Below are 13,217 nucleotides of genomic sequence, written 5' to 3' on the forward strand. Positions count from 1 at the left end.
AACAAGACAAGGCCGTCCTGCGACACCTCCTCGATGCATCAGCCAGCCTCTGGAACCAGCTGACGTACGCCCGTCGGCAGCAGTTCTTCGCCGGCGAGAGCGTCTGGGACTGTGACGGCTACTACGACGAGTACGTCGACGTGTTGGGGGTCGGCGACGACCCAGCAGGTCACGCGCGTCAACGACGCCGCTTGGCGGTCGTTCTTCGAGACGGTCGAGGAACCCGACCAGGAGGTCAACCCGCCCGGCTACTGGGGGAACCAAGCCGACGGGCGCGACGAGCTGACGGACCTAGAAGACGAGATGTGGGAGTTGACGACCAAAGTGTCTGAGAGTATCCCGTCCGAAACGGAGTACTCGGCGGCGCGTAACGATTGGTGGCCGTTCTGGTAGCCACAAAGGCGGAAGAGCACAGTATCCTAGAACGACTCAGCGTCGGTTTCTCGGACGAGCAGTAGCCTACAACGACTGGCTGGTGTGTACTCTACGGCTCGCACCGCTCGCCGCATTCCGCCTGCCGGTGAGCAAAGCTCACCGACGTCCCGCTCACTCCGTTCACGGGACCTCCGCGTCGCTCGCGACCGACCATTCCGGGCTGCCTGCCTGCGGTAGCGGGCGGGCTGCCGGGCTAAAGTGAATGTGCCCTCGACGCCAGCGGGAAAGCTCGGGGGGTTGCGCGGCGTGGCTGCTCACCCCCCACGCTTTCTCCGCTGGACGCTCGCTCCGGGCGGGTCGCTGGAAGACTCACTCCGTTCGTCTTCCAAGCCTCACCTCGCTGTGCTCGGTGAGACGGCGCGCGGTGCTGGTTGTGCCTCTCTCTTCCGAGCGCTCTCGCTCGCGCCCCAGGGGGCGCTCGCGAAGGCGCGAGCGAGAGCGCGTAGACGGGTCTGTCGGTCGTTGTGATACGAAGAACCGCGATGTAGAGGCATCGCGGTGTCGGGCGCGTGAGCGCCTTCAGGAGCGTGTGACTCCAATGTCAAGTAAGAACGTCACCAGTCAAGTAGTTTCGGTCGATGAACAGGCATTCGGGAACACGGACGAAGCGGCGGTCGACGAGGACGGCTTCGAAGTCGTCGATGAAACGCCGGAGTTCCAAGCGACGGTGCAGATGGAGACGCAGGCGAAGGTGGATGCGAACCACCCGGACGGGATGGTCGACACCAGTGATGAGCGGATCTACGGTGCGACGCTCGAACAGGAAGAGCGCATTCAGGCGCGGGAGGCTGAACTGGAGTGTATCAGTGCCAAAGCCGAACTGGGCACGCAAGAAGGTCGAGAGAAGCGGACGCGAGATATCGCGGCAAAGCGGAGTGCTGAACGACGTGCTGAATTCCAAAGACGGGCCGCGAGCGTGGATCCGTGGGCCGACCCGGAGCGAAACGATCCTCGTGCAGAACTGACGCAGGAGCAGTTGGCAGCGGTAAATAAGCAGTCGATGCGGCTAGCCGAGAAGTTGGATGGTTGGTCGCGAGCGGCGATCGGGCGGCGGCTGGGTGAAGCCGTGGCCGATGGGAAGAGCCTGACGAGTGCAGTCGTCGGGGTGTTCGAGGAATTGGAGACGGCGCCGGGACAGGTAGTTCCCATTGGGAAGCTCGAGGAGGTTAATCGCAAGGAGGTGAGCATTGAAGGTACTGTGACGCAGCTGTGGGAGCCATCAAGTTCGGCGATTTCCCAAGTGGGACTCATCGAAGATGAGAGCGGGAAAACGAAGTTCACCAGCTGGGTGGCGAGCGACCAGCCGTGGATTGAAGAGGGCGAGTGCGTTCGGATTCACGGAGCAGCGAAGAACTGGTACAACGGGCGCGTCTCCGTGGCCTTGACGGGGTGGAGCACCGTGTATTTCCCCGAGCGCGGTCGGTGGTGGGAAGTGTAGGCAGTCATCGCGGTTTTCTTTTTTACTAAGTGCCGGACCGACCCAGACCCCACCGCTCCACCCTCCGTTCCTAGCCTCCTGTAGTCGGCCGGCAGCCACGATTGTATCCTCAACTTGGAGAGAATAAGGTTAATGGGGAGAACGACTCGCTATTGCGAGGTGACTGTGATTATCTGCCCTACGAGGGGCGAGGATACAGACAAAGTATCCCTCGAACCAACGATATCCGAAGAACACACCCTCACCGCCCGCGAACGGCTTGCGTCCCCCTCCATGGAGCCAGACGAATGACCCTCTGGTTGTCAAAGCACAGCTAGAAGTCGCTCTGGACGCCTGAGACGACCTACCCCCAATGCCGCTGCAGGAGTAGTGTCCAGTCTGTGGAAAGGGGGTGTTTTAGAGCAGATTCAAGACCATCAATGCGAAACCGGTAGCAGGAGATAGAATACGCCAGCTGGTTCGGACTCCCTTCTGAGTGTTTTCTTTGCTTATTATTCTTCTCTGGTTTCCCGCATTAGCCTCTGGATCCGCCTCGGACCATATACGTCTTCTAGATTGGCTATAACATTCTGTACGAATACTGGGTGATTTACCTTCGAATACTCTATCGATTTTACGATTCCTGATACGAATTCTTTTTCTTTACCTTCTATACTAGCTTGCTCAGCTAGGTCCCTAATTAGTACTATAACTGCTTTGTAAAGGCACTGTCTAGTTAACCTCTTCAGCCGGCGTTCGTCCATTGAGCGCTTGATGCGGTCGTTGAACGTTATAGTAATGAACGAACAGTGCAAGCCACTGGCGGACGCTCAGCCGACTGCCCACCCACGAATTATGGAAGCGGTCAACTCGCATTTTGAGGGTGTGAAACCACTTTTCGATGAGGTTTCGGTCCGTATAGTCAACCCGACCGCTCAATCCTAATCGAGAGAGGGCAGTCCGATAGCCGAACTGGTCGACCAGAAACAGAGTGTCTTCGCAATCGTGTTTCTCGACGACTCCGTGAAGGAACGCAGCCGCCGGATCGATGCCATGTCGCTTGAACAGCTGTACGTCGAGAAGTAATTTTGTGTCGATGTCTATTGCAGCGTACAACCAAGACCATTCACCGTTGATTTTGACAGCGGTTTCGTCGACCGCGACCCGCTTCGGCGAAGCCGAAGGCGGGTCTGAGACGCTGTCGGCCAGCCGATGAACCCACTGGAAAATCGCCTGAAACGAGCGATCTACGCCGATCAAGCGAAGTATCGCTTCTGTTTCCCTGAGCGAGAGACCGGCAGCGGGAGCGGACGGCGACGCCCGTCAGGGCGTTCGCCGTCCGCCTCCACGCTGCCAACATTCAAGCGTAGCTGTGTCCAAACTCTGCTTGAGCAGGTTTGAGAGTAGCATAGAACACTAGCTCTTCGACCTGCTCGCTCCTTAACTAGACAGTGCCGCGAATTCGATATTATTGGTATCGGCACATTTCGTGACACAGAGGACGTCAATCAGACGATTAAGCAGCTACTGAACGCTGCGACTGTCCGGCAGTCTTCAACTGCGATCGTACTGAACAAACCAGTAGAGAATCAACAGTTCGAGCTTGACGTCGAGTCATCAGACTGACCTGCAATGATCGGCTGGTATCCGTTTTTGTTCCAGCAATCATTCCCTACGAGGTGATTCAGTTGTTGGCCACAATTGGTATGCATGGGAGAACGCTATCCTGCTTGATGGCCCGTGAAAACGCGGCTGCCGAAGACAGTCTGAGAAATGCCTTAGAGCACGTCGAAAACAAAGAGACAGAATACTGGGTTCGGACGGCACTCCAACAGCTCGTATCGGGATAGAAGTGACGTGTCAAATGGGTCCGTGCAGAATACACTCTCAGCTACCAGTCGTCGAATTCATGTCGATTCAGTTTCTGAGATGGCAGTGACTGCAGGTAAGCAGTCAATAAACATCGAAAGAATCTCACTGGGCTCGTAATCAGGGTCGTACGGTGGTGGACTCCAGATTTCGACATCGATAGCCGTCGCTGAGGTGATCTGTCCCTCAGTGACGATGATCATGAGTACTGCGCTCTGATAGATCGCAATAACGCGGTGGGTGTCAACGTCCAGATGTTCGATTACTGTGGATTTGAGTGCTGCAAGTAGATTCACTTGTTCGGCCAGTTCGCAGTGCTTCGCTGGCTCATCCTCACTCATTGTCGTAATCTACGTTTCCCGGATACAAGTAGCTCCGGTCAGGAGCTATCTTTGAGCCCTGCAGGGCGGTGTGGAGGCTCATCAGTGACACTCACAAGGTCATCCTTGGCACGTTAGCGATATAGCCGTGCCTCACGGTCAAATAGATCGAAGACACCGTCCTGCATCCAGTCGAACAGACACTTCTCGTCCTCATACTCCGCTTAAGGACGTGGTCCTTCGAGAAGTACTCAGTCGTACCGACAAGTAATCCCTGCTCGACGAGGAAATCACTCGGGTCCTTCTCGGCGACCCCGACGAGGTACGTCACAATATCGGCGATTAAGCAGAATTTCTGGATGCTGTGGTCCCACTCACAACGGATATCGACCGTTCGGAAGACATACGCGTCGGTACGTCAGTTGAGGCGATCCACAACACGGTTCAACCGCCCAAGAGATTCTCGATATCGTCGACAGCTAGGTCGAGTGCTCCTGTTCTAACCAACAATCGGCCTTCACTCTGTCTTGTTGGTTAACTCGTTCAACGCCCGCCCTCTGTGACAAGGCTAATGCCAGTTCATTTCGTACTTTATGTACGGAACGTAGGTATGAATACCATAGAAGAAACACAAAGTAAGCGAGCAGGGCTTTCAACTCGGGAGAGTCGCCTGCTATCGCGATTGGCTTCAGAGGGTCACCAGATCATCTCGATTGACGACATCGAGACGACGCTCGAGGTCCCCTCGAACACAGCCCGGGAGATCGCTTCCCGCCTTGCCGAGAAAGGCTGGCTCGACCGACTCCTCCCCGGGCGATATCTCATCATCCCACTCGCCGCTGGTGAGGAGGCCATCTACACGACGCACGAATACCTCATTGCCGCCCACGTCGCTGAGCCGATGTATATCGGCTACTACAGCGCCCTCAGTCACCATGGACTGACCGAGCAAGTCCCACGGACGGTCTACGTCGTGACACTGACCCGAGCCCAAAGCCGAGAGATCCACGGCGTTCCCTATCGCGTTACGACGGTCACTGAGCGGAAGTTCTTCGGCTTCGAGCCGACGTCTATCGAGGGGACGACCGTCCACATCAGCGACCTCGAGAAGACGCTCGTCGACTGTGCGGACCACCCCGAATTCTGTGGCGGGATTCGCGAACTCGCGGCGGCGATGGTGGCCGCCGACGAGCAGGGCTGTTCGTGGCGGACCGTCGGTGAGTATCTTGACCGTCTCGACAACGGTGCCGCGACCAAACGCATCGTCTACCTCGCCGACCAACTTGGAATCGACCTCCCGACCCGAGAGGTACTCGTCGAATCGTTCACTAGCGGCTACTCTCTCATTGACCCTACGCGTCCCAAGAGGGGGCCCACCGACAGTACGTACTACCTCCGGATCAACGTCGAGCCAGCGATGCTCAAGCCAACGGAGTCCTAACTGCGATGATCAGCCAGAATCGACTCCGCGTCCTCGCCCGGAAACTCGGCGTCCGGCAGGGATACGCCGAAAAGAACTACGTCAATTCGTGGCTGCTCTGGGGGATCTTCACGAGCAACTATGGTGAGAATCTCCTATTCAAGGGTGGCACCGCGTTGAGCAAACTGTACTTCCCGCAATCGTGGCGGTTTTCTGAGGACCTCGACTTCGGTGTTGAGGGGGAATACCAAGGGTCGGAAGATGAGTTGCGAGCGCTCCTCGAGACAGTCACCGACCGCTCCGGGATCGAATTCACGATCCGGGAACACCACGAATCACGGCAGGAGCACTATCCTACTTACCCCGGAGTGCCGCTGTAAGCGTCTGCTCCAAGAGTTGTTCCAACGGGTCCGCGCCCCACCCCACGTTGCCGCTGTAAGACTACGGGAAGCAGCCTCAGATCCAAGAAATCACGCTGTTCCTCAATAACGCAAGCTAACATCGGTCGCGGTCTGATCAATAGCTTTATTATCTTGAGAGTCATTCGCTACCGTACCGCAATTTTGGCGTGCTAAGACGCCATGGTGTTTTGGCGTCGAAAACACGAACTGCTACTTATCTCTTTGCTGTCTCTCTCGTGATATCGCTCAGTAGACAACCGTTCCGAGACAATTATCGACAGCACCCTTTCCTTCATCTCGAGGTCATACGGGATTCGTGTTTACAGCGGCAACGTGGGGTGTGGGACAGTCGTCAATCCCGGGTTTACAGCGGCAATGTGGGGTCTGGTATCAGGATGAGATTCCCCAACCGTGAGTAATACCGCCCATATTGCCGAAATTTATCGGATGAACTGGAGTAAGTGACGTTTACAGCGGCAATCCGGTGCCGAAGATTGATATAGGTTCCCTGAGTGGAACATCCCATGAGCGACACGGAGTCATTCTTCGGGGACCCCGATCCCATCTTTGCAGACAAGGAACTCCTGCGTGTGAGTCATCTCCCCGAAGGTGACCGTATTATTGGTCGGAAAGAGGAACTTAGTAACCTCGCGAACGCGATCAAGGACGCCCAACGCGGAGGGACGCCGAACAACGTGTTGATTTACGGGAAGACGGGCACCGGAAAGAGTCTCTGTTCAAAGTACATCACGCAGGATTTGACCGACGCCGCCACTGAGAATAACGTTAACGTCTGCGTCGCGTACGTCGATTGTTTTCAAGATTCCACCGAGACACAGACCGTCCGCACGATCGCCGAGTCGTTCAACGATCCCGATGAGACGGACATAACAGTCCCGGCATCTGGTGTCTCGACGTCCGACTACTACCGTCGGCTCTGGAAAATTCTCGACGCCCGCCTGGACGTCGGGATCATCATTCTCGACGAAATCGACAAGCTCGAAGACGATAACGTCCTCATGCAACTCTCGCGTGCGGCCGAAGCCGGGAAGGTGGATGACAGCACGCTCGGCATCATCGGGATCAGCAACAAAATCCGCTACAAGGAATCGCTTAACGAGCGCGTCAAATCAAGCCTCTCAGAGCGCGATTTTGTGTTCCCGCCGTACGACGCGAATCAGCTCCGCGAGATTCTCTCATCGCGGGCGGATGCGTTCCGAGAGGGTGTTCTGGATGACGAGGTGATCCCGAAGGTGGCTGCCCTCGCAGCGAAAGAACACGGTGACGCCCGGAAGGCAATCGACATTCTTCGATACGCCGGGGAGATCGCCGACGAACACGGTGACAACCATGTCCGCGCCGAGTACGTCGATGAAGCCCACGAACGCGAAGAAGAGGCACGACTCGCCGAACTCATCGGGAAGCAACCCGAACACTCGAAGTATCTGCTTCAAGCACTCGCTCTCCAGATGCAACAATCGAGTGAACCCGATGCTGTGATCCCCTCGAAACAGGTCTATTCAGCGTACAAAGTCGTCTGTGAACGCGAGGGGACTGACCCGCTCAAAATCCGTCGTGTCCGCGACCTCCTCTCCGAGCTGGCATTTCTCTCACTGATCGAGCAGGACCGGAAGGGTCGGGGGAAAGGGAAGGGGGCTCATGCAGTGAACCAGCTTGTCGATGCGCCCGAGCTTGTCATCGAAGCGTGTAAATCTGCCTGAATTTGAGAATAGAATCTATGCTGACTGCTCAACCGGATCTGTTGAAATAACCCGAGATCGATGAGATTTTGTGGTTATTTCTGAGCCACGAGTTACTACCGCTTTTCGCTCAGGAGACCAATCTGTGAAGACAGATACTCTTGAAGGGCAGTGACCGTTCCTTCTGAGACAGCTGAGGCTCCGAAGTCACTCCGATATCCGTGCTTGAGTTCGTCGCTCTCCAAGATTTCTAGTCCACGCTCAAGCTGCTCCCGTAACGCATTGTCGTCTCCTCGCCGCAGATGGGGCGTGACAGCGTCGAGGTCGAGTTCTTCAGCGACTGCTAAGACGTCCCGTAGGTCCGTTTCACGGCCGCTGTGGAGTTTTGCTGCGACGAGGACCGCCCCATCGATGACTCTGGCTGTCGTCGTCACCGTCCCCCCGCTTACCTCCTGCTGGTGGCTGTGGTCGTACAGATAGTCGAAGGACCACTGTGCCTCCGTTTGGCGACACCCGAGGCCGTTCACCAGCAGATCGAATCCGATTGGCTGTTGTGGTGTGAGTCGCTTTTCGTACTCGATCACTTCGGTGTCGTAGAACCATTCTTTGGCGTGGCTGTCCGTTTCCTCGAAGCCCTGTCCTTCGAGGAATTCGGCGAATTCAGCCTTGGAGTCGGGTGCGACGACGATATCGAGGTCTGTGGAGAAGCGTGCGTTGAACGCTGAAACAGCGTAGCCGCCGACAAGGACGTACTCGTGCTCCGCTCGCGTGAGTTCCTCGAGCAGTTCGATGAGTGCGTCACTTCGGTTGTTGAAGCTCATATCTGTGCCCGTTCCGTCTCTCGATACGTGACACCGAGGTCAAGGTCTTCGTACATCCGGTCAAGCATCGCCAGCGCTGACTGGAACTGGGCGTAGTTCTCGCGCATATACTCGATCGTCTCAGCTCTCGGGATCACTGGGTACCCTTCGACGTGATTGACGTTGAGTGACGGGCGTGGCTCAAGGACGATCTGTAGCGGTCCGTCCAACTTGTCTCGGGGTTGTCGCTCGAATGCGGTGGGGAGGTCGAACGACTCGAAAAACACCTCCCAGTCGTCGACGTCTTGCTCGCGGACAGCAAGGAACAGCGGATAGTCGTTGGGCTTGCGACCGACCTGGTAGCCGCCTTGGGTCCATACGTAGACGGCGTCGATCCGCGTGAAGCTGAACGGCCAGTCTCCGAACTGTGGGATGACGTAGGTCTCTTCAATCGAGGGCGGACTGACGCCGGCGCTGGCAGCGACGAGCTCACGTGCGGCGTCTCTCACGCGCTCGTCGACGACGGAGAGGCCGTCGTCATAGCTGACGTAGCCTGCGTCTTCGAGCCGATTGGTGGCCTGTCTCACCGTCTCGTACGGCGTATGGAGGTGTTGTGCGACACGACGGATGGAGTCACCATTCTCGATGGCGAGGATGATTTGCGCCGCCGTGTCATCGAGTACCTCGTACATCTGGTGGTTACCAATAATCAGGTAACAGTTAAAAGAATTACTAGTGGCTCAATTCTGCTGACGCTTCCCCGTTCTCTCCTACTGCCGGCAGGGACTTACCTCACAGACGCCGTCACCGAGAAACGAATGCATCGAGAAAAACGAACGAAACGGGTGAAACGAATTAATTGCAATGAATGAGCTCGGTGAACTCCGAGAGGGTCTGATCCCTCTGGAGTAACGAACAAACTGAGCGAAACGAATGTGTTGATAGAAATGAACTCGTTTCGTTCAGTGAATGTGACGAACAATGGGTTTTAACAGGGCAGTATTCCATTCACCGAGCGAAACACTCGCACCGAACGCACCGAGAGAAACGAACGAAACGAAATCACCACTGGACACGAACGATATGAGCGACACGAACACTTCACGAATTACCGTAGCGAATCAGAAAGGAGGTGCGGGGAAAACAACGGACGTCATCCACACTGGCGGCGCACTTGCCGCGCGAGGATACGACGTACTCCTCGTCGATATCGACTACCACGGTGGGCTCACATGCTCACTTGGCTACAGTGACCTGTACTACGATACTGATCGGACCACGCTCTTCGACGTGTTCGACTTTGATCAGATGGAGGCTGTGAACGATATCATCGTCGAGCACGAAGAATTCGATATTCTCCCCGCCAGTGAGAAGCTCGCGAACAACAAGAACATCCAGACGCTGCTCGAAGCGCCTAAGAGCCGGGAGCGTCTGGGAATGACTCTTGACAAACTCGAGATGGACTACGACTACATCGTCGTCGACACTCCACCGTCCCTCAATGTTCTCACCGACAATGCCCTCGTCGCGACGGGGAACGTTATCATCCCAGTACTCCCTGAGAAACTCAACGCCAATAGTCTCCGAATTTTTGCGAAACAGCTCCAGTCCCTCGAACCAGCCTATGGTGACGTCAACCGCCTCGCTATCGTATGCAACCGGGTTGAACAGAACGCCGAACATCGAAGTACGATCGAGGAAATCCAGTCAGCCTACTCGCTACCTGTATTCGAGATCCCAAAGCGGACGGACCTATCACAATCGATTGGTGAAGGCGTATCGATCTTCGGCTTCAGCAAGGAGAACAAGCGGGTCGAAGACGCCCGCGCGCTATTCAACGATATCGCCGATCTACTTGACGAGACCTTCGAGAAAACCCCGCCGACGGAGGTGGAAGCATGAGCGATGATTGGGGAAGCGCCTCGGGTATCGAAGGAAACTACGATGACGACGATGAAGCGGAGGAAACGAACGAGGCGAGCGAGGTGACCGAGATGACTGAAACCAGTTCCTCGACTGGAACGCAGGAAACGACTTCACCGAATAAAACGAAGGAAACGAGCAAAACGAACATCAAGGAGGAGTGGAACGGCCGAACGATCTACATCCCGGACAGCATCCTTGACGACCTGGAAGATACGTACCTTGAATCCCAACTGAAACTCCGAAAAGCGGGTCGTAACGAGTTCAAGAAGAATCGACATTTCTACCCCCTCCTTGTGCAGTTCGGTCTTGAAGCACTTTCAGACGCCGACGCCGATGAAATCCAGGCTCGGCTCTCCGACATCGCCGACGAATAACCCACCCACTCTTAGACCATGCTTTTTAGCTCTCACCTTAGCTGCAATCATATCGTCACATTTCGGTTACTGACTACTCATTGAGCAGTTGTGAAGGAGATCAAGAGGTTGCTGGTTCTCTGGGAACTCGTGAAAAGTGGTGTGCTAGATACGCCAACTCCATTGATTCATCAGTAGGCTTAACCAACGCACGGCCGATAATTAACCAACATCGAGTATGCGTGACGTGCCTGACGACATTGAAGACCGACTAGAGAAATTGACTCCCCGGCAACTGGACCAGGTCTCACGACTAGCTGAGCGACTGGCCGAGGATCAACGACGTGAACAGAGGACAGAGGAGAAAGAAGAACGAGACGATGAGGTACGGACGGATATTCGGGGAGACAATCTTCCGGACGGCGTCCCAGGTAAAGCGACTTTGACGAAGAAGAAAATCAACAGCAATGAGTACTGGTACTGGCAGTGGCGAGACGGAGACAAAATCCGCTCACAATATAAGGGACCTGTTGACAGCAGCTGACGAATTAATGACCAGAGATTCTACGAATCGTTCGGTACAGGCGAAATACCTATTTCTCACACCTATAATACTCTGGCAAGATGCCAGGTATGGACTACGGTCTCGAACGAGGTTTCGGGATGATCGTCGAGACCGTCGTTGTTGCCCTCCTGATTAGTGAACTCGTTCCTTTGCTGGTTGAGCAAGGTATGCTCCCATCAGGTATCTTCTGGTGGGTAATTCCTGTTTCAATCGTGAGTGCGGTAATGACTGTAGATGCATCCCGATATTGGTCGTTCGGCTACCTCGCAGGCGTCTGTATTGGAATCTATCTTGCTATCCCAATCTTCCTCGAAGCAGGGTTACTGAGTACACTTGACATACTAATTTACGGAGGTCTCGCACTTGCAGCAGTTGGCCTCCGAGTCAAGATTCATAGTTCGGGATTCTAACCCGCTGCCTGTCCAGTAGTAGCATAAAACCCAGCTCACTTTTCCCTGATGATGAATCGGACTACGCATTTTGTTCACGCCACTTATCCGGCCTCGGTGTTACGTACAGGTGAGCTACGAATCGGTTGGTATACTATCTTTATGGGTCGATATGATGCACTGCTTCAGGAGAAAGGAGACGCCCAGTTGGTAAAGCAACCCAACTGTTCGGAAGAATTCTGAGATTACCTTCGTGGAGAATCTGTTCTTGTTCGAAATCGCCGTATACCGTTGCATTCTCGTACTCAATCACCGTTCCGTCCGAAAGTTCCTCCGCAACTTCGTCCCACACCGACTTCGTTGAAATGACCATGTCAACCGTATTGTTCTTCCAAGTGTAATCTTTAACGAATCACACGACAATCAATTCGCAGACTCTCCTGAACGGCTATTTCACACCCATCTACTGTAGAAATAAGTGATACAACTACTCGTCGAGGAGCCGACTAGCGGTCTCACCGCGCTCTGAAGCGTCGATGTGCGAGTACGCCTCTTTTGTCACTGAGAGACTGGAATGCCGAAGGATATCGGACGCTAGTCCTCGATCTTCCCGGAACAACGCATCCCCGAGGCCGCGACGAGCACCATGCAGCTTCGGTTTCTCGCCGTCGACGTCGACGCCAGCGCCCTCAGCAATCCGCGCGAGAACTCGACGAGCTCCGTGAGTCGTAATCGCCGGCGGAGCAATCTCGAGTTCATAGAGAACCTCGTCGACGTCGCCGTCGTCAAGAAGCGTGTCGGCGTCGTCGCGAGCGTTACGGACCGCAGCGTACTTCGACGGCGCGTGCCCGGTCGGGAACACCGGCCACTCGTCGATCGGAGAATCTTGAACACGCTTCCACTGCTGTATTGCCTTACGAGCCTGTTCAAGTACAGAGACGTCCTCCCACGATTGCGACTTCCCCCACACGCGGAGCGTCCACGAGTCCGTATCCACGCGTTCCCAGGTGAGTCCTTGTCGGCCCGAGCGATCGTCACCACTCACCCGGAAGACCTCCGCCCCTCGGACACCTGTGTACGCGAGAACGTGGATGAACGCGCGGTCCTGAACGGCCTGCGTTGCATCGAGACCATCTTCTTCGATAGATTCGTACGCGCGGTCGTTCGTGTATTCGACGAGCTTCTGACGGACTTCGGGCGTCCAGAATTGCTGGGTTCGGTCTTCATCGTCGCGAGGCAAAGGCTCACGAGCACGATCAGTGAGTGCCGGGTTCTGTGAGAGGACGCCGTCGCGAACACAGTAGCCAAGAAACCCACTGACGACGTTATAGTACATCTGTGCCGTTGATGCCGCGATTCCATTTGCCTCGACGCGCTGATTCAGCCGGTCGGCATACCGGCGAAGGATCTGCTCGCCATCGTTCTCGAAGGAGTCGAAGGTCTCGAAATCGCGACGTCGGAGCCAGACGGTGAACTGTTCGAGGACCGTCTCGGCAGTGTGGCGGTACTGATCGGAGTCGCCACTCGAACGCAGGTAGCGGTCAACAGCTTGGGAGACCTCGGAGTCATCGTCGGTCACGTGATCCTCCGTAATGCTGGAGTGGCGTTTCGAGGGTTGTAAC

General features: G+C 55.5%; 13 protein-coding genes and 3 pseudogenes. 9 read left to right on the forward strand and 7 right to left on the reverse strand.

All coding sequences use genetic code 11. The features are described from left to right. The first annotated feature begins 111 nt into the window (after positions 1 to 111). A complete protein-coding gene (locus NDI79_RS23665) occupies positions 112 to 393 on the forward strand; it encodes a hypothetical protein (protein WP_425499642.1) in 282 nt (93 codons plus the stop codon). Between the two features lie 580 nt (positions 394 to 973). Continuing rightward, on the forward strand, positions 974 to 1,873 hold the full coding sequence (locus NDI79_RS20800; protein WP_310930608.1) for a DNA-binding protein: 900 nt from the start codon (positions 974 to 976) through the stop codon (positions 1,871 to 1,873). A gap of 711 nt (positions 1,874 to 2,584) precedes the next feature. Here NDI79_RS20800 and NDI79_RS20805 read toward each other — a convergent pair. The 3 genes and pseudogenes from NDI79_RS20805 to NDI79_RS20815 form a co-directional block, all read right to left on the reverse strand. After that, positions 2,585 to 3,262: pseudogene (locus NDI79_RS20805) on the reverse strand (IS6 family transposase). Positions 3,263 to 3,759: 497 nt separating this feature from the next. Next, positions 3,760 to 4,062: a hypothetical protein gene (locus tag NDI79_RS20810; protein WP_310930609.1), complete on the reverse strand. Its 303-nt coding sequence runs from the start codon at positions 4,060 to 4,062 to the stop codon at positions 3,760 to 3,762. A gap of 113 nt (positions 4,063 to 4,175) precedes the next feature. Further along, positions 4,176 to 4,507: pseudogene (locus NDI79_RS20815) on the reverse strand (hypothetical protein); the annotation flags it as partial. Positions 4,508 to 4,651: 144 nt separating this feature from the next. Between NDI79_RS20815 and NDI79_RS20820 the strand changes: the two are divergent. The 3 genes and pseudogenes from NDI79_RS20820 to NDI79_RS20830 all read left to right on the forward strand — a co-directional run bounded on the left by NDI79_RS20820 (position 4,652) and on the right by NDI79_RS20830 (position 7,583). Continuing rightward, positions 4,652 to 5,482: a type IV toxin-antitoxin system AbiEi family antitoxin domain-containing protein gene (locus NDI79_RS20820; RefSeq protein WP_310930610.1), complete on the forward strand. Its 831-nt coding sequence runs from the start codon at positions 4,652 to 4,654 to the stop codon at positions 5,480 to 5,482. A 5-nt stretch (positions 5,483 to 5,487) separates the two neighbouring features. Next, positions 5,488 to 5,823 (forward strand): annotated as a pseudogene (locus tag NDI79_RS20825) (nucleotidyl transferase AbiEii/AbiGii toxin family protein); the annotation flags it as partial. A gap of 563 nt (positions 5,824 to 6,386) precedes the next feature. After that, positions 6,387 to 7,583: a Cdc6/Cdc18 family protein gene (locus NDI79_RS20830; protein WP_310930612.1), complete on the forward strand. Its 1,197-nt coding sequence runs from the start codon at positions 6,387 to 6,389 to the stop codon at positions 7,581 to 7,583. A gap of 95 nt (positions 7,584 to 7,678) precedes the next feature. Here NDI79_RS20830 and NDI79_RS20835 read toward each other — a convergent pair whose 3' ends face one another. Further along, positions 7,679 to 8,383 (reverse strand): nucleotidyltransferase domain-containing protein, encoded by a 705-nt coding sequence (locus tag NDI79_RS20835; protein ID WP_310930613.1) that lies wholly within the window; start codon positions 8,381 to 8,383, stop codon positions 7,679 to 7,681. Beyond that, positions 8,380 to 9,054, reverse strand: coding sequence for a helix-turn-helix domain-containing protein (locus tag NDI79_RS20840; protein ID WP_310930614.1), 675 nt, complete (start codon positions 9,052 to 9,054; stop codon positions 8,380 to 8,382). Before NDI79_RS20840 ends, NDI79_RS20835 begins: the two co-directional genes overlap by 4 nt. Before the next feature lie 391 nt (positions 9,055 to 9,445). Here NDI79_RS20840 and NDI79_RS20845 point away from each other — a divergent pair, with 391 nt between their 5' ends. From NDI79_RS20845 to NDI79_RS20860, 4 genes are all read left to right on the forward strand, one after another. Further along, positions 9,446 to 10,264, forward strand: a complete 819-nt coding sequence (locus NDI79_RS20845; RefSeq protein WP_310930615.1) for a ParA family protein — start codon at positions 9,446 to 9,448, stop codon at positions 10,262 to 10,264. Next, positions 10,261 to 10,662: a DUF8160 family protein gene (locus tag NDI79_RS20850; RefSeq protein ID WP_310930616.1), complete on the forward strand. Its 402-nt coding sequence runs from the start codon at positions 10,261 to 10,263 to the stop codon at positions 10,660 to 10,662. The genes NDI79_RS20845 and NDI79_RS20850 overlap by 4 nt, the downstream gene beginning before the upstream one ends. A 217-nt stretch (positions 10,663 to 10,879) precedes the next feature. Then, positions 10,880 to 11,185 carry a DUF6788 family protein gene (locus NDI79_RS20855; protein WP_310930617.1) on the forward strand — a complete coding sequence of 102 codons (306 nt, stop codon included), beginning with the start codon at positions 10,880 to 10,882 and terminating at the stop codon, positions 11,183 to 11,185. Positions 11,186 to 11,265: 80 nt separating this feature from the next. Beyond that, positions 11,266 to 11,616, forward strand: a complete 351-nt coding sequence (locus NDI79_RS20860) for a hypothetical protein (RefSeq protein WP_310930618.1) — start codon at positions 11,266 to 11,268, stop codon at positions 11,614 to 11,616. Positions 11,617 to 11,755: 139 nt separating this feature from the next. On the opposite strand, the gene NDI79_RS20865 is transcribed toward NDI79_RS20860, so the two are convergent. Both NDI79_RS20865 and NDI79_RS20870 read right to left on the reverse strand, forming a co-directional pair. Next, positions 11,756 to 11,968, reverse strand: a complete 213-nt coding sequence (locus NDI79_RS20865) for a hypothetical protein (RefSeq protein WP_006054540.1) — start codon at positions 11,966 to 11,968, stop codon at positions 11,756 to 11,758. A 114-nt stretch (positions 11,969 to 12,082) separates the two neighbouring features. Then, the gene (locus tag NDI79_RS20870) at positions 12,083 to 13,174 is read right to left on the reverse strand and encodes a tyrosine-type recombinase/integrase (protein WP_310930619.1); all 1,092 of its coding nucleotides are present in this window, start codon (positions 13,172 to 13,174) and stop codon (positions 12,083 to 12,085) included. Positions 13,175 to 13,217 lie beyond the last annotated feature (43 nt).

Origin of the sequence: Halogeometricum sp. S3BR5-2 (assembly GCF_031624635.1) — an archaeon.
Taxonomy (GTDB): Archaea; Halobacteriota; Halobacteria; order Halobacteriales; family Haloferacaceae; genus Halogeometricum; species Halogeometricum luteum.